Consider the following 24,539-nt stretch of genomic DNA (forward strand, 5'->3'; position numbering starts at 1 on the left):
GAAGGGAGGCCGGAGATTCCATGCAATCCGACGCCGAAATCATTCAGCGGATTCTTCAGGGCGACATCGAAGGGTATCGCGAACTCATCCAGCGCTATCAGCATATGATCTACGTGTTCATCTACAAGATGGTGAACAATCGCGCTGATGCGGAGGATCTGACGCAGGAAGTGTTCGTCAAGGCGTATGAAAAGCTGTCCACGTTCCGGGGCGACTCGCAGTTTTCATCCTGGTTACATACGCTTGCCCGCAACAAGACCATTGACTTTTTGCGCAGACGGAAGTTTCACGACTCCGACGAACAACTGGCGTATGTGCCGTCCAATACGCGGGACGAGTCTCCGCAAGAATCACTCATGAACAAGGAGCAGCGCAGGGAAATCCAGGAGGCTTTTGCCTTGCTGTCGGATACTTACCGGGAAGTGATCGTCCTTCGCTGCACGCATGAATATCCGTTCGAAAAAATAGCAACGCTTCTCGGCATCGCCGAGTCTACAGCACGTGTCCGTTACTTGCGCGCTCGCCAAGAACTCGCAAAACTGTTATCCCGCAAGGAAGGGGGGCTCGTACATGAACTGCCAGGCATTTAGAAAAGCATGGCCAGATGACACGGATAGCGATATTTTTTCCCATATAGAGTCCTGTGAGGATTGTATCGCATGGATTGAAACGCACATGACAACCGAAGAGGAGGTGCAGTTCTTGAAGGAGGTTCCACTGCCCCAAGCGAACCTGGAAGAGAGGATCATGCAGGCCATCTACCAGAACGCCGGACAAGGTGTGCCCCCTCACGCCGCAACCGAAGCTGTACATTCACAGCAGGCGGCAGCACCTGTGCCAAGCAAGCGTCGGACCAAAGGCTTCCCTTCATTCGCCTGGGTCAGCGCAGCGGCAGTCCTCTTGGCAGTGGGCTTCATCAGCTACCAGCAGCTCCAGGGCGATTCATTCCAGACAGCGTCACAGCAGCCGGAAGCAGCACAGGCAGGCGCTGGCAACCAGATCGCCATGTACGGCAACGAATCGTCGCAAATGCAGGACGCTTCTCCGGCATCTGCACCAGCCTCTGCCCGATCAGCAGCAAATGCCACAGTCGGCAACGAGCAGCCGCTGGCAAAGCAAAACGAGACGGCTGCCCAGGCATCTCAGCCTGCAGCGTCGGTTGCACAAAGTACAGCACCGGCGCCAGCCAACCGTGAAATAGCCCTGAATACGCCGCAAGCGAAAGCAGCCGTGCCCAAGGCGCAAACGCCGCAAGCAGAAGAGCAGGCGTCCGTCGCCTCCGCAACCGTTCCGGCAGAAGCAGCGGAACAGGGCGCAAACGTCACGACAGCACTGGGCAAAGATGAACCAGGGCAAAAGCACAATCTGATCGCCGGAAAAACAGCCGGTTCGCCCGCAGAAGACCAGCAAGCCATGGGGATTACTGCGATGAGCGTACCGGAAGCCAACCAAGCGGAAAACAGCGAAAGCGAGATTGTAGGGCCAACGCTCGCCAAACAGCCGATCACGCTGTCGACCTTCACGGACACCGATACAGCCGTACAAGCATCGGATATGCCTGTGCCCGTGCTTGCGCAAAACGCAAACAGCTTTTCCTTGAGCACGATCTCCGTCCAGTACGAATCGGAGACGAGTCAAAAGGTCACGCGCCTCTCAGCGGATTACAAGCATAACGACAGCTGGATTCGCATCGAGGTGGTTCGCAATGCGAAAGGGAAACGCAGCCTGTCGATTCCCGGCACGTTCTCCGCTACTCAGCTCTTTGCCGTAAACGGCGAGCAGGCGATTGCTGTTTCGTTTGACAATCCGGACAAGAACAGCTCTGCTGCCGAGCACGCGGTTCATTTCAACGCCCAGTCCAATAACCAGTCGCTCTACGTAGTCGTAACCGCCCACGGCATTTCCTTGGATGAACTGATCGAGACTTCCAAGCAGTTGACCTGGAAGCCTTAGCTGTAAGCGGAAGACGCGTTTCTCACAGACACGACCTGTCGCATCAGGTTCGTGTCTTTTTGTTTGCTCGCAAAAGGATAAGCTGAGCAGCAGCCGGAATTTTTTTCGCCAGCAACGGCTGAATCGTTCCGGCTTTTTTCCGCAAAAAAATACACCGTCTTTTGCCCTGCATCGCATCGCAAAAAGACGGCGCTTCTTCCTGAAAGTGCTAGTGTGTCTGGTTTTTCGCCTGGTTCCACTGCTTGATTTGCTCGATGATTTCCCGGATCTGGTTGCGCGCAGCCTGGTGCTGCGGTTCGCTGCCCCAATGCTGGATGAGCGGCGGCATCGCTTTTGCCATCGTGGTGTACAGGCACCATACTTTCACCATCTCGACGCGCTCTGGCGTCGCTTCACCCGTCAACAGCTCGGTAAACTTGTGCAGCAGTTCGTCCAGTTCCGGCACCAGCGCTTCTTTTTTCTCACTCATGGGTCATCCCGACCTCCTTTTTCACTCCTTGGAACATTGTACGCAAGATTTCGGCCCGACAAAAGAGAGATTTTTCAGCCCAGCTGTTCTGGCGGCATAAACTGGAGCAGTCCGAAGGCGACTGCTGCTGTAAGGATGATGCTCCAGATCACGATGCCAATCGACATCCACCACATCAGCCTGCCAGGCGGTGCCCCGAGCGAAATGCCGATTGCCGCCCCAAGCGGAGCGCCTGTCAACAGCGGAGAAGCGAGTCCAAGTCCAATTACCCCGTACTTCTCCCAGATGCGGCCCATCCGACTTTGCCGCCCTGCTTTTTTCTCCACGCGCTTCATCAGCCAGCTGCGGAGCGAACCGCCCAGATAGATGACAATCCCGGCGCTGGCAATCGCGCCAAGAGCGCTGAAAATCCCGGTAAGAATCGGAGGCAGCTGCAGTACAAAGCCGATCGGAATCGCTCCCCACAGTTCAAGCATACTTGTCAGTGCAACCATCCCGCATTTCCATAACATGTCCATAATCTCACGCAATTCTCCTCTCGTGGCCATACTTGATCCTGCCATGAGATACGAATGAAACGGAAAAAAGGTAGCACTTTTTTCCAGATCAGGAAGTGACGTCTCTGCGGGTAAAGACAGTGTATGCTACAATCAGCGCCGCCACCGCCCAGATCGTCAGTACAGCCAGCGAGAACGGCAGCGTCATTCCTTTGATCGGGGGCAGCGTGCCATTGAGGTAATTGGTGAGCTGCAGGTTGACGACAAACAAGTATTTGGACGATTCCCATGACGAAGCCATCTGCGTCAGGATCGTTCCGCTGATGAGCGCCGCCATCATGATGCCCATGCCTGCCGCGGCGCTGCGAATCAGGACGGAGACCATGAACGTCACGGTTCCGACGACGATGCACACAAACCAGCCAAGCCCGTACTGCATGAGCAGAAATTGCCACTGCGGCAGCATGAACGCTCCCGACGTCACAAGCTCCCCGCCTGACACCTCGAAGCCTGTGAGAATCGGCAAGTCCCAGCCGGAATAGCCAAACACGACACCCGACAGCAAGTAGGCCAGGATAAGCGTCATCAGAACGGTCAGGGAAGTGAACAGCAAGAGCGTAATGTACTTGCTGGTCAGCACCTTCCAGCGCCGCACAGGTCTGGTCAAAAGCAGCTTGATCGTCCCTTCGCTGAACTCGGCCGAGACAATATCGACCGCAAGCACCACGATTATCATCGGCAAAAACATGGAGATGGCCTGATCCATGAAGCCGCGGGCAAACGTCGGGCCACCGGGTGCCATCGGGTTAATATCATGGTCGAGGTAATACTGCTGCTGCTGAATCCGGATTTTGATAAAATCGCGCCATTCGTCCGGAAGCCGGCTGGACGCGAGCCGGTTTTGCATGTCGACGATCTGCTGGGTCAACAGCGGCCGCCAGTCCGTTGTGCCCATCCGCTCCTGCGCGGTCACGACCGAGCGGTACTGGGCGTATGTAAAAATCGGGATCAGAATGGCGAGAATCAGCACGACCACGAGAAAGCGGCGGCGGCGCAGCAATTTGACCGTTTCGTTTTGGACGAGGCCCAGCATGCTTTGATTCATTTCTCTCCTCCTCCCCCTGTCAGCGTCAGGAACAAGTCTTCCAGCGTCACCGTTTTCGTGGCAATCCCGACCACCGGAACTCCCGCCTGCACCAGCTTCTGGTTGACTTCCGCTACCCGCTCCATGTCCATCCGCGTCCTTACACTTTCCTCCCCGACGGTCAAAAGATCCGTCACGGCGTTGTGCCCGCGCAGCACCTCCAGCGCTTTTGGCAGGTGGGCATGGGGGATCGTCCATTCCACCTGGTCGGCAAACTGCTCCATCAGCTCCTGCACCAGCCCGACCGAAATGACTTTTCCTTGATTGATAATCGCCACCCGGTCGCACATCATCTCGATCTCGCTGAGCAGGTGGCTGGAAATGAAGACGGCAAGCCCCTCCTCCTCGGCCAGACGGCGGATGAACTGGCGCAGTTCGCGAATCCCTGCCGGGTCCAGCCCGTTCGTCGGCTCGTCGAGAATCAGGATTTTCGGCCGATGCAGCAGTGCTTGCGCAATTCCGAGCCGCTGCCGCATCCCGAGCGAATACGTTTTGACTTTGTCGTCAATCGCCCGCTCCAGGTCGACGAAGCGAACGATTTCTTCGATTCTCTCCTGCGTAATCCCGCCGCTCATGCGGGCAAATTGCTCCAGGTTTTCCCTGCCTGTCAAAAATTTGTACAGCTCGGGATTTTCCACGATGCAGCCGACTTGCGCAATCGCCTCCGGAAAGTTCTCCCTGAGCGAAATCCCGCCGATGCGAATATCTCCCCCGTCTGCTTTGGCCAGGCCGACCAGCATGCGAATCGTCGTCGTCTTGCCCGCACCGTTTGGCCCCAAAAAGCCAAACACCTCCCCAGCGAGCACATCGAATGTAATATCGTGAATGATCTGCTTTTTGCCGATCGTTTTTTGCAATCGTGATACGGCGAGGACTGTTTGGCCCAAGGTGCGCCCTCCTGTCTTTGTTTCGCTTCCCGCAACTGACGGGAGCGTTTCGTTTATGGTACACTGGCATAAGATGTCCCACCACATTATACCATGTCTACACACTTCCCATCGAATAGGAGGATAGCCGATGCGCACATCCGGCAAACTTCTCTGGCGCACGACCGGGTTGTTGTCGTTTCTGTCCTTTTTATTGTTTGCCACAGGCTTTGTCCTGGCGATGAACCCGCAGCAACTGGCCCCCTCCACAGGAGCGCCACCTGCAAAAACTGTCGAGCCGACAGCTCCGTTGCCAAAAGAGGGCATCCACCATGTCGTCGCACTCGGAGACTCGCTCACCCGCGGCGCTGGCGATGCCAACGGCCAGGGCTATGTCGGGCTCGTCCGGCAAGCGTTGGAAAAAAAGGCCGACCACCCGATTACGTTTACGAATCTTGCCATTAACGGGCAGGAGTCGTCCGATCTGCTCAAGCAAATGTCCGAAGCGCAGGTCAAGACGCTGCTCGCCGAAGCCGACCTCATCCTGTTCACGATCGGCGGCAACGACTTGTTCAGGCAAACGGGCGGGCTTTACACGATCGACAAAGAAAAAGTGGCCGCAGCCACGGACAGGCTTGCGACCAACTACGAGGAAATCATCCGGCAAATGCGCCAGTTGAACAGCAGGGCGACGATTGTTTACACGTCGTTGTACAATCCATTTGGCAATACGGAAGCGGCGGTCGATACGGTGCAGCCTGTTCTGGACTGGAACAGCACGGCCTCCGAGATTGCCTCCCGCTATCCGCAGGTGTTCGTCGTCCCGACGTATGACCTGTTCCTGCGCAAAGAGCAGGCGTATTTGTACACCGATCATTTTCACCCGAATGCAGAAGGCTATGCCCGCATCGCGGAGCGCATCATGCAGGCACTAGAGTGATTCTGCCCTGCTCTGATTGAGCGACTTGCCTCGGGTGGCGAAGTAAACCCGTTGACCCGCCCACTGGAATGCGCTGCTCGCCATGGAAAACGCCGCGACGGTCAAGAACAGTGTCGTACCGCCGTAAAGCCCGAGAAGCAGGCCGCCCATCCACGGGCCGATGAACTGTCCAATGTTGCTGAAGCTTTTCGCGCCGTAATAGCTGCCGCGCATGGCTTCCGGGGCCATGCGGTCAATCAGGACGTCACTCGCGGTAAAGGTCAAAATTTCCCCAAATGTAAACAGCACCATCCCGATAATAAAGACGAGCCAGGAGTTGGCGTAGGCAAAGCCGATGTCACCCAGCGCATACAGGACGTTTCCCACCACAATCGCGGTGAGAGGCGTCTTTTTTTCGGCCCATCTGGTCAGCGGCATCTGCATGAGCACAACCACGACGGCGTTGACGCTCATCAGGATGGCAAACAGTTCAGCGCCGGACGCAACGGTCATCTCCGTGAACTTGGCGAGGGTAGACGACATCTGCGAATAGCCGATTGCGCCCAGCATGCCTGCGACCATATAGAAGCGAAACGCCTTGTCGTGCACGATCACGCTGAAGGCCCGGCCAAAGGTGATTGTCTCTTTCTTTTGTCCCTCAATCTGTCTGATCCCGAACTTGTTCAACAGCCCTTGCAAGCTGATGACGTAGACGAGGTAAATGAGCGCCGTAATCAGAAAAGGCAAGGCGACAGATGTTTTCGCCAGCACAGCGCCCGCGATTGGCCCGATCGCAACTCCGACGTTGATCGCTGTGTAGCGCAGGCCAAATACCCGGAAGCGCTTCTCAGGAGGCGTCACGTCGGCCATCAGCGCCTGTGACACCGGCTCGTAAAACGAGCGACAGAGCCCGCCTGCCATGTTGAGCAAAAGCAAAATCAGCGGGTTTTTGCTGAGCGCAAACCCGATAAATACGAGCGTCCAGACGTACAGCGCTCCCAGCATGACCCGTCTGCGGCCGATCCGGTCTGACAGCGTCCCGGCAATAAAGCCGCCAATCGTTCCGGCGAGCGGCCCGGCCCCGATGGTCAGGCCTATCATGGCCAGGTCCATATCGGTCTGGTTGGACAAGTATAAAAACAAAAACGGCATACTCATCGAACTGGCAGCCCTGACGAACACGGTCCCTGCGACCAGCGACCAGACGATCGGGTGATACTCTTGCATACGTGATTTGATCCAGTTCATCGTCTCTCTCCCCACGACTGTTCTGTTTCATCCTGCCTACCAGAACAGATGCTCTGTGATGCTCCTATTGTAGTGAGGAGTCTATCGCTCGTCAATGAGCATTCAAAATTTTTGGATTATGAAAAATTTCTATGAGGCTTATCGAAAATTCGATAGCTGGCGTGGCTGCTTCGAATGGACGCGATCTGGTTCGTCCGGGCGATCTGCCGTGTTTTTCCACTCAAAACAAAAAACCGGGGCAACCCCGGTTTTTACTCGGCTATCTTGATCTGGTCAATAAGCTCTCCCTTGTCGTTCCACTTCACAGCCCGGTAGACATGGTCGTGGTAAAAGGTGAACCACGCCCCTTGGCGGATGCCGCCGTGAATCCATTCTTCCTTGGCGAAGATGGAGGTCATCGGGTAGTCGTCGTAGGCCATGACCCACAGCGGATTTTGGTGGGCGTGTGTCGGCATAATATCGGCGAGGTGCAACAGCAGGTGGCCTTGGCTTTCCATGCGGACGATGGCATGTCCCTGGCTGTGGCCGCCTGTATGGTGCAGGGTTATGCCGGGAACGACCTCGAAAGTGGCCCCGTACGTCTGCACCTGGGACTCGATGGGACGCCAGTTGTCCTCCCAGTAGGTATTGCGCGAACGGATGTTAGGCTCACGCATTTCGGCCCACTCCTGCTCCTGGACGTAGATCACCGCATTTGGAAACGTGGAAAAAAGCTGGCCGTCCTGGACGGAAACGAGGCCATTCGCGTGATCGTAGTGCATATGCGTCATGATGACGATGTCGATGTCAGCAGGCGTCAAGCCTTTTGCCGCCAGCCCCTCCTTCACTTGCGACTCTTCCACCAGGCCGAAGTTGCGCTTCTGCTTCTCGGTCAGCCGATCATTTCCGATGCCGGATTCGATCAGGATGCGTTTTCCGTGGGCTTGTACCAGAATCGGGTCTGCGCGTAGCGGAATCTGGTTCAATTCGTTCGCCGGGTAGCGCTTGCTCCACAGCGGCTTGGGTACTACCCCAAACATCGCGCCGCCATCGAGCTGTGTCAGACCGCCTTTGAGCCACGTCAAATGCAGCTCGCCTACTTGCCATTCATTGCTTACCAAATCATTCAGCCTCCTCGCCTGCATGTTCTGTTAGAAAAAAGCGAAAAGCACCCCACAAAGGGTGCCTTACTGCTTCTCTGCCACACTCACGGTTCTGGTCGCAGGGGCGATTTCCAGCAGGAGCTCGCTCGATACGGCCTGAACGGTAACATCTGAGTCGGAACGTCTATGATGAAGCACGAGTTGAGCAACCTTTTCATTTTCGCGGTACATACTGATTAATGTCTGAAGTGGGTTTGCGCTACCACCCGCAATCATCTTAAACCCCGGGGCAATCGTAAACGTCCATCCCTCCACCTCTACTACCTGTGCAGTGGAGTACAGGAAGTAACGTTTTCCTAAAAGAATGCCATTATGGTTCATCAAGGCGAAAGCCCCCAATCACGTGAATTTAAACAGTACGCCTCCATTGTGCAAGAATTTAAGTATGTTGAAAAGCGATTCGACAAAAGTTCCGAAAAGACGACATCCTTTTCCCATCATACACGATTCAACCTATTTTCGGAATAGAAAATCTTTTGCGAACATCAAATCGCTCTGCCAACCTGCGCTCCTTCCAGAATCGCCCGTTTGGCATCCAGTTCTCCCGCTTCTTTGGCCCCGCCGATCAGATGAACCGGAAGACGGCCTTCCAGCGCGTGATACAGCGACTGGTTCGGCGTCGCACCAGCCGCGATGATGACCGTATCAGCAGGCACGAGCTGCTCCTCGCCGTTTACGCTGATGTACACCCCTTCCGGAGCGATTCGCCTGTACTCGATCTGGGTCAGCATCTCCACGCCCTTTTGCTTTAATTGAGCCAATGTCGCCCAGCGCGTCGTTTTGCCCAATCCGCTGCCGACATGCTTGCCTCTGCGCAGCATGAACACTTTTCGCTTGCTCGCCTGCAGGCGGTGAATCGCCTGTTCGTCCAAAATCCGGTAGGACAGCAAATAGTCCGCCGTTTGCGCGGAAATGACTTCATGGTGGACGAGCAAATGGGACAAGTCACAGGCAATTCCCCCGGCCCCTACAATCGCCACTCTGTTTCCGACCTTCGCCTTGTGCTCGAACACTGCGTCGTACATGACGACATGCCCAAGCTCCCGGCCCGGAATCTCCGGCACGCGCGGAACAACTCCCGTCGCGATGACCACTTCCGCAAAGGCTTCCGCCACCAGCGCATCTGCGTCTGCTTCCGCGCCCAATCGGATCTCTACGCCAAGCCTTGCAAGCTGTGTGCGGTAGTAGCGCAGCGTCTCGTTGAATTCCGCTTTGCCCGGCACCTGGCGCGCGTAGTTGAGCTGGCCGCCAATCCGCTCTTGTTTTTCGAACAGGACGACCTGGTGCCCGCGCTCGGCCAGCACCCGTGCCGCCTCCAGTCCTGCGGGACCCGCGCCCACGACCGCCACCTTTTTCCTGACAGCCGCCGGAACAAGCGCCCACTCCGCCTCTCTGCCGACCTGCGGATTGACCAGACAGGACGCCACTTTGCCATCAAAAATATGGTCGAGACAAGCCTGGTTGCAGGCAATGCACGTGTTGACCTCATCAAAGCGTCCTTGCACACTTTTTGCCACAATTTGCGGGTCGGCCAAAAAAGGCCGGGCCATGGACACCAGATCGCAATGCCCTGCGCGCAAAATTTCTTCCGCATGACGCACATCGTTAATCCGGTTGCTGGCGATCACCGGAATGCTGACCGCCTGCTTGACCTGCCGGGCGACCCACACATACGCGCCACGCGGAACCAGCATGGAAATCGTCGGCACTTTCGACTCGTGCCAGCCAATTCCGATATTGAGCGCATCAACCCCGGCATCTTCCAGCATGCGGGCAAATTGCAGCGTTTCCTCCATCGTCGTGCTGTCCGGAATCAGATCGAGCCCGGACATGCGAAACATCACAGGAAAATCAGGCCCCACCGCCGCACGTACCCGCTTCGCCACCTCGATGCCGAAACGCGCCCGCCGCGCAAAGTCTCCCCCCCACTCGTCCTGACGCTGGTTGGTGACAGGCGAGAGAAACTGGTTGATGAGATAGCCTTCCGAGCCCATGATTTCCACGGCGTCAAAGCCAGCCTTTTGCGCACGGACCGCTCCTGCGGCAAAGGCAGCAATGGTCTGTTCAATCTCTGCCGCATCCAGTTCCCGCGGCTTGCTGCGATTGATCGGCGCCTGCAAGGGCGAAGGCGCTACCGGATCAAGCCCTGTTGCCTCCTTGTACGCGTAACGGCCCGCATGAAAAAGCTGGAGTGCAATTCTGCCCTGCGCCTGATGAACTTTTTCCGTAATCACCCTCAACTGCTCGATGTGCTCATCCAGGTATACGTTGCAGTACACTTCGCCCATGCCGCCCTCTGGCAGGACAGCAGCGCCTCCGGTCACGATCAATCCGGCTCCCCCTCTGGCCCGCTCTGCGTAAAAATCAGCGAGACGGGCGACACCGTCCGGCAGTCGTTCAAAACCGACGTGCATGGACCCCATCATGATCCGGTTCGGCAGTGTCAAAGTACCAATCTGGACAGGTTCCAGTACGGTTGCAAGCTTCAAGGTACGACCCTCCCTGTTGATAGTTGGCGAATGAATGCTCATTCATTTTCTCATCTATATCCATTCTGCACGCCAGCTTGTAAATCCTGCCCGACTGTCTGACAAAACAAAACCAATTCTCTCGCTTAACGTGCCTGCCGCGGTGAATTTTCTCTCCCCCACGCAAGGTATCACTTTTTTCAGACGGGCAAAAAAAGTCCCAAAAGGCCCAGGTACCCTTTACCTGAGCCTTTGCTTCAACCGCTGTGTTGCGGCCTGCCTACCCGAGCTTGACCAGCTCTCCCAAATCGACCGCGACCCTTTCCAATGTCGCGTCCAAATCCGCTTCTTCTTCGGCGCTCTGCGGCATCTGGACGACAAAGTGATAGTCCACCTGCACGCTCGTCTCCGCCAGCTTGCCTGGTTCAATGTACCGCCGCTTTTCCGACAGCGAGCACTCCGCCACCCGGCTTCTCGCCTGCGCCCACAATGCCTGGATCTGCTCTGCTTGCAGATCGTATGGATACTGGATCTCGACCTCGATTTCGCAGCTCTGTTCGTCATCCAGCAAAAACAGATGAATGGTCGCCACAGGCTGCTCTTCTGCCAACGTGCTTGCGAAGGAAATCATCACTTCACGCATTTCTTCGTCTTCCAGCAAAGAGCGGTCAGAGCGCAAGACAATATCCGTAATCATTCCTCGCGCAGACAGCAGTTGATTTAGTTTTTCGACCAATAATTGCAGCACGTAAATGGTTCCTCCTGTTACTTGCGTTATTCCTTTTCCAGCTAGAAGTATAGCACGATTGCCCCGCGCACGAAAAACCCCTTCGCTCAGGAAGGGGTTGGTGTATCGTTCATATTTTTTTGGTTCATGAATTCGGACAGCCAGGCGCGTCTTACTTCCTTGTTCGGGCAATAGCCTAAAATATAGCTTTCCCCGCGCATATATTTTTCCTTAATCCACTCTTTGTGCTTGCGGAAAAAGGCGTGTTGGAAATCAATCGGCATTTGCTGGTATTCTTCCAGCGCTGAGGGGTTCTGGAGGAAAAAATCTTCGTCGTACACAAGCTCTTCATTTTGTTGGCGGCTGATGAGGTACACAAAGGCAATCACCAGAAACAAGTTCACCAAGAAAATTGTCATCCAAATCCCTCCAGTCGTGTCTCTAATTATCTGATTAATCTGTTTTATCAGCATATTATTATTGTACCACGAAATTGGTGTTTTCTAAACCTTTCGTTTCATTTTTGTTAGAAAACTTCCAATGAAAATACACTTGCCTGGCCATGTGGAGAAAACTTGGCTGCGACTAGCTTTTGGGGCAACTTGGCTGCAAAAAAAGCACCCGCTCTTCTGTAAAGAAGCGAGTGCTTGTTTGACTTCCCTTATGATTGGGTTTTCGGGCTGTCTTGCTCGGTGACAGGCGGGGAAACGATGTCTGGTGGCGGTGCCGATGTTCCGGCATTGCCTGCTGGCACATAAGTCGGCTGAGTTGCAGCCGGGTTCGAAGCAGGCGTTTGCGTGTCAGGGACATATGTCTGACCCTGCTGCTCCGGACTCACTACATCCGGCGGCGGAACAGCGCCCTCTTCCGCAAACTCTTGTCCTTCCGCTACTTCCATCTGTTCCGTCGGCTTTTTCGGTTCCGCCGTTGCTTTCGGCTTGCTTGTAGCGGAAGCCGCGGATTCCGTCGTTTTCTTTTTGGTCGACTTGCTGCTGGAGGCGGAAACGGTTGATTCACCCGCTCCAAGGATCGGGGAGTTGTTCAGCTGTGCGACGACTTTGCCGGACAAGCCCATCTCCGCCTGCAAGGAGCTGCGAATCAGCTCCAGCTTTTCTTTTTCCAGGTACGTGTAGCCGCCCTGCCAGTACGCTCCGTTGTCGAGCGTGATTAGGGTAGAGGAGTTGAAGCCTTTGAAATCGTAGGCCAATCCTTTGATCTGGTCTTTGGACAGGTCGGTATGTATATGCTTCGCGCCTACGTCCAAAATGTTGAAAATTTTGGTCAAGCCGTCCAGGGTAGCCACTTTGTCGACAAGGGCACGGATTACTTCCTGCTGGCGACGGTTGCGATCGAAGTCGCTGGAGTAATATTTGAGTCCGCGATTGTCGTGGCGGTGGCGCACGTAGCCAAGTGCCTGCTCGCCATTCAGCGTCTGGAGGCCCGGACTCAGATTGATATGCGTGTTGTCGGTCGGATCGTCGTAGACGAGCTTGCGGTCGACGTTGACCTCGACTCCACCCAGCTCGTCAATGACAGCCTTGAATCCGTCAAAGTCGACGGCGACAAAGTGCTCAATCGGAATTCCCAAAATTTCGTTCAACGTTTTCTTCGTCAAGGAAATACCGTCTTCGGTCGGCGTCTGGTTGTTGCGCTCGGCCTGTCTGCGCTCAGCCTCGCCGTTGGCGTATACCGAATTGATCTTGTGGTAGTCGCGATACCCCGGAATTTTCACCCGTGTATCACGCGGAATGGACACCATCGTTACTTTTTTCGTCTGCGGATTGGCGACAGCGACAATCATGACGTCTGTGTTCATCGAGCCTGTCTCGGGACGCGTATCCGAACCGAGCAGGACGAAGGACATCGGCTTTTCAGAGTGGTAGACCGGGTCCGTATTTTTCGAAGCTTCCGAAATAAAACCGCTTTCTGTCGGGTTTGTTACTACGTCGAGCGTATCTTCAATTTTCCAGTAAATCGCTCCGGCGACACCGCCGACCAACAGCAGGACGGTCAATGTGAAAATCGTCAGGAATTTGCGCAGCTTACGGCTGCGTGTCGGCTGTTTTTTCTTGCGCGGAGCAGAAGCACGTGTTTTTACAACAGTTTCTGGCATATGAATCAATCTCCTTGTTCGCGCACGCTTTTTGACAAAACAAAAGGGAGGCACAATGGTGAAGAGTGCCACTCATCCAGATGGACTAATATTTTCTTCTGTTGGTAATCATCTGATTCAGATATTGTAACACAGGATTGTCTGCATTTGTAGAAAAATGTTCCTTACAAGAGAAACTCCCCCATCGTTTTTGTCGATGAGGGACACATTTTGTTCGCTATTGCAAGCCTTTTGGCGCCTGGCTAAAGCCTTGCACAGGACCCTCCGGCTGCTTTTGCTTGGAGCGGTGAGAATCGCCGCCTTGGCGCACGTGACTTTCCTGCTTGCCGTTCACATCGTTGGATTTCTTTTCCATGTACACTCCTCCTCACTGCTGATACGCAAGTAGTGTACGTCATCTCATGTATTCTCATTCCCTCACAAACCTGCCCAGCAAAAACTTCCTCGCCTGCTGCAGCGTTATGTCTTGCCGTCATATGCTATCCAGACAGTAATGACGCTCGCACCGTTCCATGCTACAGTGAAAAAGTGCGTGGGCAAACAGAAAGCACACGGGCAATCCGCAGTTTTTTTACACTACAACCAATGGAGATGAACTGACATGAGTGCCACATCTACACCGCTTCCAGCCTCCGGCACAGGAAAGGCGGCACCTACTGTCTATCGCATGCTGTTTGCCATCAGTCTGGTGCATTTGCTGAATGACAGCCTGCAAGCGGTCATTCCCGCCTTGCTTCCCATCGTGGAAAAAAATCTCGCGTTGACCTTCACACAGGTAGGAATCATTCTCTTGGTCATGAATCTGACTTCCTCGGTCCTGCAGCCGGTGGTCGGCTATTATTCCGATCGCAAATCACAGCCGTTTTTGCCGCCGCTTGCCTTGCTTGTCTCGGGTCTGGGCATGCTCGCCCTCGCGTTTGCGGGCAACTACTACCTCGTGCTCATCGCCGTGGCCTGCGTCGGGATCGGCTCCGCTGTCTTCCATCCGGAAGCGTCCCGTTTCGCGCATCAGGCGTCCGGCCCTCGGCGCGGTCTGGGGCAATCCATTTTTCAGGTAGGCGGAAACGCGGGGCAAGCACTGGCACCGCTGATGACCATTCTGGTGTTCGCCAATCTCGGCCAGTCCGGTGCCGCCTGGTTTTTGCTGCCGGCTGTATTGGCCAGCTGTGTCCTGCTCTACGTGGCACTCTGGTATCGCGGACAGCAACGAATGAAGAAAACGGCTGCCGCAGTTATCGCGTACACGAATCGCAGACAGCGGCTGATCGCCCTGTGGCTGCTGATTTTGATTGTCAGCGTCCGCTCGTGGATGAACGCAGGCTATCAGAGCTTTTACCAGTTTTATTTGATGTACGTCAAGCACATGGACTATTCCAGCGCCCAGCTCGTCGTGTTCGGCTTCCTGTTTGCCGGAGCCGTCGGGACATTCTTCGGCGGTCCTCTCTCGGATCGGTTCGGTAAACGCAATCTGCTGATTCTTTCGACGCTCGGATCGCTGCCTTTTACCCTGTTGACGCCGTATGTCTCCGGGTTCTGGGCCTTTCCGTTGCTGGTTATCAGCGGCTTCATCATGCTCTCCAGCTTTTCGGTCACGGTCGTCTATGCCCAGGAGCTTCTGCCGGGAAAAATCGGCACCGTCTCCGGCCTGATAATCGGCCTGGCATTCGGGATGGGCGGCATGGGTGCTCTTGTGTTCGGCTATTTGGCAGACATGTTCAGCCTCAGCTTTGTCATCACGCTCTGCTCCATGCTGCCGTTAATCGGCTTCGTCGGACTTTTTCTGCCAAAAGACAAGACGTTGCGGGAATGGGCGCAGTAGGCGGGGGCACATGAAAAAAAGAAAGAAGGGGCTGTCTCAAACTACCATGGCCTGACAGCCACCACATTGAATGAAAATGTACTTGGCCTGTGAACCTGCTGATTTCATAATAAAATTAGCAGGTCACAGGCCGATACTTTTTTGGTGGCAATAACCCCGAGTCTCAAACCGGCCGACTGCACCTACGAGCACCGCCGATTGTTACCATGAGTACGTGTATAAAAATACTTTGCTTCGGGTGCATGGCCTGCATCATTTTCTACAAAGGAAGTGATGGGAATGGATGCAATATTAGAACGATGTGCTGGACTCGATGTACACCAAGAGACGGTGGTAGCATGTGTTATGTATGGTCCTTTGGACAGAAAACCGAAACAAGAAACCAAGACTTTTTCTACCACTACCAAAGGACTCCTTGAACTTCACGATTGGCTCCATCAATACGAATGTACGCACATTGCAATGGAAAGCACAGGAGTATACTGGAAACCGGTATGGAACGTTCTTGAAGGGAGCTTTACATTGGTACTCGCCAACGCTAAGAGAATCAAGAATGTTCCAGGTCGAAAAACGGATGTAAAAGATGCAGCTTGGATTGCTCAATTACTCCGCTGTGGGCTGATCACTCCCAGCTTTGTTCCGCCCGAAAATATTCGAGATTTACGCGATTACACTCGTTATCGGAGAAAGCTGCTCGGTGATGCTACGGCGGAAAAAAACAGAATCCACAAGATTTTGCAGGATGCCAACATCAAGCTGACAACATATGTGAGTGATGTATTCGGTGTATCCGGAAGAGCCTTACTCGAATCGATTGTGAACGGTGAGGTGCTAAGTCCAGACCAAGTAAAAGATCTAGTCAAAACATCACTGAAAAGAAAAGTTCCGCAACTTATAGAGGCTTTGAATGGTCGAGTTCGAGCTCATCATCGAAAAATAATCGGGATGCACCTCGATCACTTGAGGTATCTCGAAGAACAAATTAGGGAAATCGAAAAAGAAATCGACAGGCTCCTCAGTCCTCATTTGGACATTGTTGAACAACTCATCACCGTTCCGGGGATTCAAAAGGATGCGGCGGCGGTCATCCTAGCAGAAATCGGATACGATATGTCTTGTTTTCCATCGGATGCCCATCTCTCATCATGGGGAGGTTTAAGTCCAGGGAACAACGAAAGTGCGGGCAAGAAAAAAAGCTCCCGAACCACGAAGGGAAACAGGAGCTTGAAAGCCGTACTTTGCCAGGCAGCTTGGGCCGCGAGTAAATCGAAAGGCACTCGGCTCGCTTCGTTTTTTTATCGCATCCAGAAACGAAGAGGCCAGAAAAAAGCTACGATGGCCACGGCTCACCTCATATTACGTATTATATATCACATGTTGAAAAATAACATAACGTATCAAGAGTTTGGATGGGATTACTTACAAGATCAGGATCGAGTTGTTGATTATTGGATCAAGAGAATTGAATCACAAGGGTTCAAGGTAATGATTGAACCAACTGAGGTCGTGTAAGTAAATACCATATTTTGGATATATCTAGCAACCAACTGTAGTCCGTCCCTTTTTTTGCTTTTTAGGGGGGGCATTTTCGTATAAAAGTCGACTTTTCGACTTGGAGACGCCCCTTTGTTTGTATACCGATCAAGTCTTTTTGTTAAACCAATACACCAGTCTGTACACCGAGCAGATGGGCAATAGCTGGCGGATACAGCTCAGGCGTGCCATACAAGCGCCAGAGGCCGTCTTCGCCTTTGCCGAACAAGCCGGAGATCATCCAGTCGGCTGCCAGCATGTCTTTCACATTTGCCGCTACAGACAACGTGATTTTTTCGCCATTCGCACGTTTGGCTGCCAAACCGTTCGCGTCAACCGAAAGCACGACCAGCGTTTCTTCCACGACATCCTTCGGCACAGTCGCCTGGTTGAACAGGTTATGGTTCGCTTCTTTTTCCAAGAGACCGCGCAAACGGTAGGCCTCCGGCAAGCTTTCTTTCAGCTCGGCAAACAAGGACTGCATGGTCGCATGCAAGCTTGTTGCCCCCTGCTTGTCCAGCCACTTGAAGAAAGCGGTCATAACCGACAGCAGATTTGTTGCCAATGTCTTCGTCACGGCATCTGCACGTGTATAAATATCATGCACGAGGAAGTAAGCCAGGTCTTCCTTGCGCAACTGTTCCCATGTAAACGAAGGGCTGAACGCGCATCTGACAAAAGAGCGGAAGTTGTTCATAACCTCATCGTACTTTTTGACCGTTGCTTCCGACTTGCCACTCGTCATCTCCTGAACAAAACGGTTGATTTCCGCGAGCCTGTCGGGATGCACCGTATACACGCTCTCCGGCAAGCCTTCGATCAGCGGACGGGTGAGCAGGTTGTTCACATGCAGGCTGTCATTTGGCAGCGACAGGCGCGGACGCAGCATGTCTGTCCGAATGAAGCGTGCCAGACCTTGTCCTACTTTCCGGTCTTGCTCCAGCTGCTCCAGCAGGCTCTCCAGCTTGGCGTGCAGCTCTTTGCTGTCTGATGCCGCAACCAGAACAGGGGCCAGGTCTTCCAGCGCTTCGTGTGGCGTCACCAGCCATTTTTCCGCAAAATACGTCTGCACCGCCCACTGCAAAACTTTTGGCGGCAGCGCAGGCTGGCTGGTAATAAACAACGTGCCTTTGGACAGCTTCGAGCCAGTCGAGGTCAGGACGCGAATCTCTTCCTCGTGTTCGTATGCGGGCAGCAAAAGCAGTTGCGCCACTTCCTCAAGCTCCGGTGCGTATCCTTCCAGATACAGCTTGTCATTTTCGAGCAGCACTTCTGCTTGCACTTCGTACAGTTCCAAAAGCGCATCCTTCAAAGCGGAGAACAGGTGCTCTTCCTTGCGCGTCGCATACACCCACACTTCTTTTGTGCTGTCGGACTTTTTCAGTTCGAAAGCCGGGTTTGCTTCAATCGCCTTGAGCAGCTGCCCGCGATTTTGCAAAGAGTACGTGCGACGAAGCAAGGCGTTTTCGCTGGTTCCTGCCTGTCCGTTGTTCGTTTCGCCAAACTGGACAATAAAGCGGTATAGCGCGGTTGTGTACACTCGTTTGCCTGTATCGTCGGCCGCTTCCTCGACTTCCGGATGCTCCTTCAGCCATCCCAGCAGGCTGTCCTTGACGTGCGGCTGCAAAATGATGCTGCCGGGAAACAGCATGTTGCGCAGCCCCAGGTTCAGCAGACGTCCCACGATGATCTGGCCTGGCATGACGTTCAGGTTGCCGGATCGCAGGATGTAATGCTTCTCCAGCGTCAGTGGCTGTTGAACGGTCAAAACCTCCCGATCAACCTCCATGATTTCGTACACGTTCAGATGCAAGCCGGCAAAAGCACGGCGCAGATCCGGCTCCATCCGGCGGCCGTGCTGCTTGATGTAGTTCTCAAGCAGCGTGCTTCCGCCTGTTTTGACATCCAGGACACACCAGTTGAAGAAATGCGCGGCCCACTCCGGACGTGTAACCTCCTGTTCGGACAGGCCGACTTCTGCTGCAAAGCGGCTGCGCGCTTCCTGAATCGTCTCGCTGGTCACATGGCCGCCGACGAAATGATTCAGACGCTCCACCCAACCTGCATATTCCTTCTGCAATTTTTGCTCATGACGGCTGCGCAGTTCGGTAATCGGAGTGACTACCCCGCAGCACTTCTTGTATTTTTTTCCGCTCCCACATGGGCACAGTTCGTTTCTTCCTACTGACATAGAGGGTTTGGATCTCCTTTCCATCCCACGCGGCATGCGCGGGGAATCCTGCACAATCCCCCTATTTTACCGCATTTTCCATCATGTGTTCAAGTTTTCTCGTTTCGGTTCATGAGCGATTCCCACATCGCCGTTGCCTTCCCACTGGCTGATAAACAGCTCCAGACGGTTCATCAACCGGACGATGCGCTGCTTTTCGCTCATGCATGCAGAAATAGCAGAGAGCTGGTTGGCGGCAAAAAGCTCCACCACTTCCCGCTCCATGTCTTGAAGGCGAATCCGATAACTCGCGATAACGTCGCGCAGCAAATCAAATCGCTGTTCCAACCGGATCATGGCCTCAAGCTTGCTCATTGTTGCTCACTGGTGGCAAGTACTTGCTGAATGCCAAGTACGATCTGCTCATGCTTATGTTTCTCTTTCATCAGCACTTCTATAGCTTGCATGTTGCTTTGTTGAAAATGAGTGACAACTTCCTGGGCCATCTCCTGGTTGCGGCCTTCCAGACGGCTGATCGCCTGTTGCAGCAGTTGTTGCACTTCCTCCAGCACTCGCACGTTTGTCGCATTTGTCATGTTCGTTTCCCCCTTGGTAAAAATTGGTTCCTGTTGTTCCGGTACAACTTCTTCTGTTTCACTCTCGATGTTGGCTATCGATACAGAAGAGTCAGCCGCTGCCATTTCTTCCACAGCCAGCTCCTCATCAGTCACATCACTGCGCACAATGATATACAGCGTATCTCCCTCAACCCGGAAACGGTCGTCCAGCATCGGCAGAAAAGCAGCATCTGCCGCGATCCCCACTTCTTGCTCCAAAAAATGGACAAGCGAACGGGCCGCTACCTGCGTGATGCCATTGTTCCGGCAAAAATCGTACACCTGGTCATTCGCCAGTGTCCACTCCGCCAAAAACCATCTGTCGTCGCCCTGATACTGGACAAAGCGAGGGTCGCGTTCCAGTTGCAACATGCGAAGGATCTGGTTCCAGCCAAACTGCGTCTGGCGGCGCAGCTCTGCGACGATCTGCTCCAGCTTTTTCGGTGTCTGTGTGTCACGCAAAAAGCGATACGCCAGATCGTACACCTGATGAGGCTGGTAGGTAATCTCCACGATCGCCTCCGAGCTGGCAACCCGCACTGGTGACTGCTCCATCTTCAACACTTTATCAAGTAGTGTCGCACTGTCCAGATCCATCAAAGCCGTCAGCTCATTCGCTTCCATCCGCGAACAAATCTCTGTACGTGGAAGGGAGCGCTCGCCGGACCGGAATACCTTCTTGACAATACTTGGTAGGGTATAGGTTGGCCGTTTCATGCACTTTCTCCTTCTCGTGATCGGCGTTCTTGCCAAATCAAATGGGAATCAAGAAGTAATTCTACAAAAAGAAAAAAAATCCTACCAGCCGCAAAGTGTTTGTCTATTTTGAAAAGAATAGCGCGCAGCCGGACTTTTGACACAGGAGCGAGCACGTAGAAAAACCCGGCACGCTATTTTCCATGCCGGGCAATTGTTGATCGGTTATGATTCTGTCCACTCGACCCAGCCGTCCACGACTTCGCCTGTAGCCGCGTCCAGCTGCATCGCCTCCGTGTCGGCCGTTGGCAAATAGACGAGCTGCGGAGTGGCGGCGGTCTGTCCCCCTACCTTCGGATAGTCGTACGCCAGGCGCAGGGAAAGGTTTTTCAGAAAAGCCTGCTTCGCTTTTTCCTGACCGATGACGCCAGACTGATCGAGGGTAGCTGGCAGCGCAGGAGAATCGCTCACCATTGCTGTCACGACCGCTCCCTTTTTTGCGTCTACCTCGACTGTATACAGCGGCGATTTCGCAGGGATGCCGCTACTTTGCGGGTAGAAGGCATAGCTGTAGATCGGCCGGACGAGATTTTGGTCTGCCCAGCCAGGCAAATGGTCGATTGGGCGAGTTTCCGTCACTACGAAGGACTGCTCTTTGCCGAGCAAGTGCTTCTCGACAAATTCTCTCGCCAGGGCCATTGCCTCCTCCGCCTGCAACGGCTTTTCCAGCTCCTGCTCTGCCGTTCCGTCGAGCCTGAACTCGATGAGCGATTTTGTCTTGCGATCTACCAAAACAGAAGCGCTCTGGTACATTCTGGCGTTCCACTCGTACAGATCCGTGTCCCGCTTTTTCACTTTTTCCGATGGCGCCTGGAACGACAGCGTGTTGATGCGCAGCTTGAACGTCGTCTCCAGCCACTTCTCCATTTTTTTGCGGTCGCCCCAGATGCTGTTGTCCGCATAGCCTTTCAGCTTGAGAACCTCGCTCTTTTTCATGTGGACAGCAGGAACAGCTTCTCCTGTCAAAGCGTCGATCACCGGCAGCTCAGTCGGCTGGTACACCAGCTTGCCCGCTGCCGTATCGTATACCAACTGCATATTCAGCTGGTTTTCCCATTCGCTTTTCGCCTTCTCCGGCGCTACTGCCTTTTTCGGGTCGGCCACCTCCGACGAAAGCGGCAGCTTGACTTTTTCCTGATGGAACCGGACAATCTGCCCCGAAGCGTCGATGAACGCACGGCCCATTTCTTTTTTCACCCAGACGTCGTTGAGCAGCGGGTAAAAAGACACGACAGCCAACTGATCGAGCTGTGCCCTCCGCTCTGTCGAGAGCATCGGCTGCGTATCAATAACGTGGCTGACAGGCACCTGCTCGCGGATAAAATCTTTCAGCTTTTGATAGCTTGCTTTTTTGTCCCATTTTTTCGACTTGTCCCGCTCGGTGCCTTCCAGCTCCAGGGAAGTAATGTTGCCGCGAGCATCGACGACCAGCTTCATCGATACACCTGCCGTAATGACGTTTTTCTTGTCAGACAGGGAAATAATCGTCTCGGAATTGCTGCCTTTTCCGATTGCATCGACATGCATCTCCGACAGCGCTGGCACGTAATCTTCTCGCAAATCGACCAGCAGCTCGCGCATGTCTTCCGGCAACGGAATGATTTCCAGATCAGATTTGCCGTCGTAGGCGTAAACGTGAGCCGGCACAAACGAAACTGCTGGCACGGCAAGTACGCTGGCTGCCAGCAAAAGCACAGCCATTTTGCTCCTTTTTTTCACAGATTCTCCTCCTTGCAAAGCCAATCTTCTTTTAGTAAGACGCCCCGGACAGGAAAAGGTTTCAGAAAACTTGTGCCGCAAAAAGCCCAAAAAGCCAACTGCCTTGATCCACGCAGTCGGCCTTTTGGGCTTCGTTTTCTCTTGCAAGGCTACTAATAGCCGCGCCAAACTTTTCGGCGGAGCGCCCCGGCGTACGCCCACTCTTCGTCTTCGCTCATGTCGGCAAGCGTCTGTCCCAGCGCATTCATTTTGCTGTCAATCTGGTCGAGGTAGTGGAACAGGATGGCAGTCGGCGTCTTGCCGGATACTGCGCTTCCCCAGCCGTTTTCCACTTCCCCGTGATGGCTCAGGATGCAATGCTTCAGATGCAGCACTTCGGCATCCCCCAGCGGAATGTCTAGCTTGCGGCAAATGCCGCTCACCATCTCAACGCCCATGATCAGATGGCCGATCAACTGGCCTGGCGTGGTGTAATCCGGCGCAATCGGGTCCGACAGCTCGTACAGCTTGCCAATATCGTGCAGAATGCAGGTCGCGTACAAGACGTCCCGGTCCACCTGCGGGTAGAGCGGCAGCAAGCTCTGGGCCGCTGTCAAGAGCGAGACGATATGCTCCAAAAGTCCGTGATAGTAGTTGTGGTGCATCCGCACCCCTGCCGGAAAGTGGCGGAGCCGCTCCCTGATCTCCTCTGTAGAGAGCACCTCGCGGATGATCGCCTTGAGCGTGCTGCTCTTGAGGCTGTCCACTGTCGCTTCCAGCTTCGCCCACAGCTCATCCACCGGAACTGGCGAAACGGGGATGAGCGATTCCATCATGACCTCGTCTGATGCCGTGGCCGGACGGATGCGCTGGATCACCAGTTGCTTCTTCCCCCGATACACCTGGACGAGCGCGTCGATTTTCACCACCGATTTGACCGTGATCCACTCTTTCATTTCCGGGCTGACATCCCACAGCTTCGCCATGATCGTCCCGGAGCGATCCCCCAGCTCCAGATTCAAATACTCGCTCTGGTTGCTCGCGACTCCGGCTTCCTTGTTCTTCACCAGGCAAAAAGCGACAACCCGCTCTCCCTCTTGATAGTCAAGCAAATATTTTGTCATCTGTGTCCCATCCTGTTTATTTTTTTCGGAACAAAATTTCTTCCAGCTTTTTCACGATTTTTTTGCCGACAAGGTCATCTGCCGCCTTCACGACCTTGGTAATGACGGAGAGCAAGTCATCCTTGCCGTTCCAATGCTCGCGAACGATTTTTTCGTCCACGTCGACCAAAATCCGGCGCAGGGCGTAAACGGCCAAAATGACGTCGTCCAGCAGGCCAACGCCACCCACGAGCGCCTCCGGAATAAAATCAAGCGGTGTAATGAAGTATGCGACAGCAATCCCGGCAACGGCCTTGGCCTGAACCCCGACACGCTTGTCGAGCAGCAGGCGGGCGAGCAGCACGAACAGGTCGGGCGCGAGCAAAATATAGTTGGCGACTGTCTCATTTACGCCTTTGTCTTTGATAAACGCTTCGATTTTGGCGCGCAATTTATCGTAAAAGCGCTGATGCGCCTCCGGCAATTTAAGCGGAACGAGCTCCTCCGGCTGGCGAATAGCCGGAAGTTGGCTTTCCTGTCGGTTTTCCTGCCGATTTTCTTCACTCATTGCAATCCCCTCCGTTTTTGCTTTTTCAGACTTGCCTGATGACGGTAATACGACCAGGCAGCAATGACGGCAAACACGGCGATAAAGAAAATCGCCAGATTGCGCGAGATGAGATCGAACAATTCATCCCAGCGCTCTCCCAGTTGCCAGCCCAAGGTGACAAACAGCAGGCTCCAAAACAGCCCGCCCGCATACGTGTACAACAGGAAAGTCGGAAAAGGAAGCCTGGTGATCCCTGCAAAATAGGCAGTAAACTGGCGCACGCCAGGGATAAAGTAGCCGAGCGGCAGCGCCCATTTTCCAACGCGGTTGAACCATTCTTCCGTTTTTTTATAGAGGGTGTAGCCCATTCCGAGCCGTTTTCCGTAGCGCTCCAGAAAAGGAAAGCCCAATGTCCGGCCGATCCAGTAAGCCGTTGTCATCGCCGTTACGGAGCCCAGAAAGCAGACCAGCAAAGTAGGCCAGTAAGCGAGTTGGCCGGTCGAAACCAAAAACCCGGAAAAGACGAGCAAGGTTTCTTCGGGCAACGGCATCCCCAAAATCCCGAGAAAAAACAGGGCAAACAAAGCTTTATAGCCGTATTGCGCAATATAGTCGCCAAATGTTCCCATCACTTCTGTCATGTCTTTCACCACTTTTCTTGCAGGTCTGCCCTCTCCATTATGCCAAAAGATAATAGCATGCACAAATCACACGCTTTTGCGGGCGCTTCCCTTCGGACAATAAAAA

24 protein-coding genes are annotated in these 24,539 nt (G+C 54.0%); 5 read left to right on the plus strand and 19 right to left on the minus strand.

Annotation, left to right across the window (positions count from 1 at the left end; genetic code table 11):
* Positions 1–20 precede the first annotated feature (20 nt).
* Positions 21–590 (plus strand): RNA polymerase sigma factor, encoded by a 570-nt coding sequence (locus AAFJ72_RS14980; protein WP_122904430.1) that lies wholly within the window; start codon positions 21–23, stop codon positions 588–590.
* Positions 591–693: 103 nt separating this feature from the next.
* Positions 694–1,953, plus strand: a complete 1,260-nt coding sequence (locus tag AAFJ72_RS14985; RefSeq protein ID WP_432777201.1) for a hypothetical protein — start codon at positions 694–696, stop codon at positions 1,951–1,953.
* Positions 1,954–2,161: 208 nt separating this feature from the next.
* Here the strand turns inward: AAFJ72_RS14985 and AAFJ72_RS14990 are convergent, their stop codons facing one another.
* The 4 genes from AAFJ72_RS14990 to AAFJ72_RS15005 all read right to left on the minus strand — a co-directional run bounded on the left by AAFJ72_RS14990 (position 2,162) and on the right by AAFJ72_RS15005 (position 4,950).
* A complete protein-coding gene (locus AAFJ72_RS14990; protein WP_122904432.1) occupies positions 2,162–2,422 on the minus strand; it encodes a DUF2573 family protein in 261 nt (86 codons plus the stop codon).
* Between the two features lie 74 nt (positions 2,423–2,496).
* Positions 2,497–2,940 (minus strand): small multi-drug export protein, encoded by a 444-nt coding sequence (locus AAFJ72_RS14995; protein WP_122904433.1) that lies wholly within the window; start codon positions 2,938–2,940, stop codon positions 2,497–2,499.
* A gap of 88 nt (positions 2,941–3,028) precedes the next feature.
* The gene (locus AAFJ72_RS15000; protein ID WP_122904434.1) at positions 3,029–4,024 is read right to left on the minus strand and encodes an ABC transporter permease; all 996 of its coding nucleotides are present in this window, start codon (positions 4,022–4,024) and stop codon (positions 3,029–3,031) included.
* Positions 4,021–4,950, minus strand: coding sequence for an ABC transporter ATP-binding protein (locus AAFJ72_RS15005; RefSeq protein ID WP_432774533.1), 930 nt, complete (start codon positions 4,948–4,950; stop codon positions 4,021–4,023). Before AAFJ72_RS15005 ends, AAFJ72_RS15000 begins: the two co-directional genes overlap by 4 nt.
* A gap of 130 nt (positions 4,951–5,080) precedes the next feature.
* Between AAFJ72_RS15005 and AAFJ72_RS15010 the strand changes: the two genes are divergently transcribed.
* Positions 5,081–5,869: a GDSL-type esterase/lipase family protein gene (locus tag AAFJ72_RS15010; protein WP_432774534.1), complete on the plus strand. Its 789-nt coding sequence runs from the start codon at positions 5,081–5,083 to the stop codon at positions 5,867–5,869.
* Here the strand turns inward: AAFJ72_RS15010 and AAFJ72_RS15015 are convergent.
* The 8 genes from AAFJ72_RS15015 to AAFJ72_RS15050 form a co-directional block, all read right to left on the minus strand.
* The gene (locus AAFJ72_RS15015) at positions 5,861–7,096 is read right to left on the minus strand and encodes an MDR family MFS transporter (protein WP_432774535.1); all 1,236 of its coding nucleotides are present in this window, start codon (positions 7,094–7,096) and stop codon (positions 5,861–5,863) included. The two genes, AAFJ72_RS15010 and AAFJ72_RS15015, sit on opposite strands and share 9 nt — an antisense overlap.
* Positions 7,097–7,347: 251 nt before the next feature.
* A complete protein-coding gene (locus AAFJ72_RS15020; RefSeq protein ID WP_432774536.1) occupies positions 7,348–8,196 on the minus strand; it encodes a YtnP family quorum-quenching lactonase in 849 nt (282 codons plus the stop codon).
* A gap of 66 nt (positions 8,197–8,262) precedes the next feature.
* Positions 8,263–8,559 (minus strand): hypothetical protein, encoded by a 297-nt coding sequence (locus tag AAFJ72_RS15025; RefSeq protein WP_025848968.1) that lies wholly within the window; start codon positions 8,557–8,559, stop codon positions 8,263–8,265.
* Between the two features lie 164 nt (positions 8,560–8,723).
* Positions 8,724–10,769 carry an FAD-dependent oxidoreductase gene (locus tag AAFJ72_RS15030; RefSeq protein WP_432774537.1) on the minus strand — a complete coding sequence of 682 codons (2,046 nt, stop codon included), beginning with the start codon at positions 10,767–10,769 and terminating at the stop codon, positions 8,724–8,726.
* A gap of 217 nt (positions 10,770–10,986) precedes the next feature.
* Complete coding sequence (locus AAFJ72_RS15035; RefSeq protein ID WP_432774538.1) at positions 10,987–11,454, minus strand: hypothetical protein; 468 nt, start codon at positions 11,452–11,454, stop codon at positions 10,987–10,989.
* Between the two features lie 86 nt (positions 11,455–11,540).
* Positions 11,541–11,852, minus strand: coding sequence for a hypothetical protein (locus AAFJ72_RS15040; RefSeq protein ID WP_122904442.1), 312 nt, complete (start codon positions 11,850–11,852; stop codon positions 11,541–11,543).
* A gap of 242 nt (positions 11,853–12,094) precedes the next feature.
* A complete protein-coding gene (locus AAFJ72_RS15045) occupies positions 12,095–13,546 on the minus strand; it encodes an LCP family protein (protein ID WP_432774539.1) in 1,452 nt (483 codons plus the stop codon).
* Positions 13,547–13,763: 217 nt separating this feature from the next.
* Complete coding sequence (locus AAFJ72_RS15050; protein ID WP_005828954.1) at positions 13,764–13,901, minus strand: hypothetical protein; 138 nt, start codon at positions 13,899–13,901, stop codon at positions 13,764–13,766.
* Between the two features lie 246 nt (positions 13,902–14,147).
* Between AAFJ72_RS15050 and AAFJ72_RS15055 the strand changes: the two genes are divergently transcribed.
* Together AAFJ72_RS15055 and AAFJ72_RS15060 are read left to right on the plus strand one after the other, a co-directional pair.
* Positions 14,148–15,365 (plus strand): MFS transporter, encoded by a 1,218-nt coding sequence (locus tag AAFJ72_RS15055; protein WP_432774540.1) that lies wholly within the window; start codon positions 14,148–14,150, stop codon positions 15,363–15,365.
* A 279-nt stretch (positions 15,366–15,644) separates the two neighbouring features.
* Positions 15,645–16,877, plus strand: coding sequence for an IS110 family transposase (locus AAFJ72_RS15060; RefSeq protein WP_005833250.1), 1,233 nt, complete (start codon positions 15,645–15,647; stop codon positions 16,875–16,877).
* A gap of 142 nt (positions 16,878–17,019) precedes the next feature.
* Here AAFJ72_RS15060 and AAFJ72_RS15065 read toward each other — a convergent pair whose 3' ends face one another.
* From AAFJ72_RS15065 to AAFJ72_RS15095, 7 genes are all read right to left on the minus strand, one after another.
* Complete coding sequence (locus AAFJ72_RS15065) at positions 17,020–19,089, minus strand: YecA family protein (protein WP_432774541.1); 2,070 nt, start codon at positions 19,087–19,089, stop codon at positions 17,020–17,022.
* An 81-nt stretch (positions 19,090–19,170) separates the two neighbouring features.
* Complete coding sequence (locus AAFJ72_RS15070; protein ID WP_122906709.1) at positions 19,171–19,443, minus strand: hypothetical protein; 273 nt, start codon at positions 19,441–19,443, stop codon at positions 19,171–19,173.
* Positions 19,440–20,402 (minus strand): hypothetical protein, encoded by a 963-nt coding sequence (locus AAFJ72_RS15075; RefSeq protein WP_432774542.1) that lies wholly within the window; start codon positions 20,400–20,402, stop codon positions 19,440–19,442. Before AAFJ72_RS15075 ends, AAFJ72_RS15070 begins: the two co-directional genes overlap by 4 nt.
* A gap of 204 nt (positions 20,403–20,606) precedes the next feature.
* Entirely contained in the window at positions 20,607–22,160 is a 1,554-nt protein-coding gene (locus AAFJ72_RS15080; RefSeq protein WP_432774543.1) for a YcdB/YcdC domain-containing protein, read from the minus strand.
* 152 nt (positions 22,161–22,312) lie between these two features.
* Positions 22,313–23,263, minus strand: a complete 951-nt coding sequence (locus tag AAFJ72_RS15085) for a 3'-5' exoribonuclease YhaM family protein (protein ID WP_432774544.1) — start codon at positions 23,261–23,263, stop codon at positions 22,313–22,315.
* Positions 23,264–23,279: 16 nt separating this feature from the next.
* Positions 23,280–23,810: a YkvA family protein gene (locus AAFJ72_RS15090; protein WP_432774545.1), complete on the minus strand. Its 531-nt coding sequence runs from the start codon at positions 23,808–23,810 to the stop codon at positions 23,280–23,282.
* Entirely contained in the window at positions 23,807–24,433 is a 627-nt protein-coding gene (locus tag AAFJ72_RS15095; RefSeq protein WP_432774546.1) for a DedA family protein, read from the minus strand. The genes AAFJ72_RS15090 and AAFJ72_RS15095 overlap by 4 nt, the downstream gene beginning before the upstream one ends.
* Between the last annotated feature and the right edge of the window lie 106 nt (positions 24,434–24,539).

Origin of the sequence: Brevibacillus gelatini (assembly GCF_050920745.1) — a bacterium.
GTDB classification, from domain to species: domain Bacteria; phylum Bacillota; class Bacilli; order Brevibacillales; family Brevibacillaceae; genus Brevibacillus; species Brevibacillus gelatini.

Excerpts from the sequence above, each read along its gene's own strand:
- AAFJ72_RS14980 (WP_122904430.1), top strand. The coding sequence starts at position 21 with ATGCAATCCGACGCCGAAATCATTCAGCGGATTCTTCAGGGCGACATC.
- AAFJ72_RS14990 (WP_122904432.1), bottom strand. The coding sequence starts at position 2,422 with ATGAGTGAGAAAAAAGAAGCGCTGGTGCCGGAACTGGACGAACTGCTG.
- AAFJ72_RS14995 (WP_122904433.1), bottom strand. The coding sequence starts at position 2,940 with ATGGACATGTTATGGAAATGCGGGATGGTTGCACTGACAAGTATGCTT.
- AAFJ72_RS15000 (WP_122904434.1), bottom strand. The coding sequence starts at position 4,024 with ATGAATCAAAGCATGCTGGGCCTCGTCCAAAACGAAACGGTCAAATTG.
- AAFJ72_RS15010 (WP_432774534.1), top strand. The coding sequence starts at position 5,081 with ATGCGCACATCCGGCAAACTTCTCTGGCGCACGACCGGGTTGTTGTCG.
- AAFJ72_RS15015 (WP_432774535.1), bottom strand. The coding sequence starts at position 7,096 with ATGAACTGGATCAAATCACGTATGCAAGAGTATCACCCGATCGTCTGG.
- AAFJ72_RS15025 (WP_025848968.1), bottom strand. The coding sequence starts at position 8,559 with ATGAACCATAATGGCATTCTTTTAGGAAAACGTTACTTCCTGTACTCC.
- AAFJ72_RS15030 (WP_432774537.1), bottom strand. The coding sequence starts at position 10,769 with ATGAGCATTCATTCGCCAACTATCAACAGGGAGGGTCGTACCTTGAAG.
- AAFJ72_RS15040 (WP_122904442.1), bottom strand. The coding sequence starts at position 11,852 with ATGACAATTTTCTTGGTGAACTTGTTTCTGGTGATTGCCTTTGTGTAC.
- AAFJ72_RS15045 (WP_432774539.1), bottom strand. The coding sequence starts at position 13,546 with ATGCCAGAAACTGTTGTAAAAACACGTGCTTCTGCTCCGCGCAAGAAA.
- AAFJ72_RS15050 (WP_005828954.1), bottom strand. The coding sequence starts at position 13,901 with ATGGAAAAGAAATCCAACGATGTGAACGGCAAGCAGGAAAGTCACGTG.
- AAFJ72_RS15055 (WP_432774540.1), top strand. The coding sequence starts at position 14,148 with ATGAGTGCCACATCTACACCGCTTCCAGCCTCCGGCACAGGAAAGGCG.
- AAFJ72_RS15060 (WP_005833250.1), top strand. The coding sequence starts at position 15,645 with ATGGATGCAATATTAGAACGATGTGCTGGACTCGATGTACACCAAGAG.
- AAFJ72_RS15065 (WP_432774541.1), bottom strand. The coding sequence starts at position 19,089 with ATGTCAGTAGGAAGAAACGAACTGTGCCCATGTGGGAGCGGAAAAAAA.
- AAFJ72_RS15070 (WP_122906709.1), bottom strand. The coding sequence starts at position 19,443 with ATGAGCAAGCTTGAGGCCATGATCCGGTTGGAACAGCGATTTGATTTG.
- AAFJ72_RS15075 (WP_432774542.1), bottom strand. The coding sequence starts at position 20,402 with ATGAAACGGCCAACCTATACCCTACCAAGTATTGTCAAGAAGGTATTC.
- AAFJ72_RS15085 (WP_432774544.1), bottom strand. The coding sequence starts at position 23,263 with ATGACAAAATATTTGCTTGACTATCAAGAGGGAGAGCGGGTTGTCGCT.
- AAFJ72_RS15090 (WP_432774545.1), bottom strand. The coding sequence starts at position 23,810 with ATGAGTGAAGAAAATCGGCAGGAAAACCGACAGGAAAGCCAACTTCCG.
- AAFJ72_RS15095 (WP_432774546.1), bottom strand. The coding sequence starts at position 24,433 with ATGACAGAAGTGATGGGAACATTTGGCGACTATATTGCGCAATACGGC.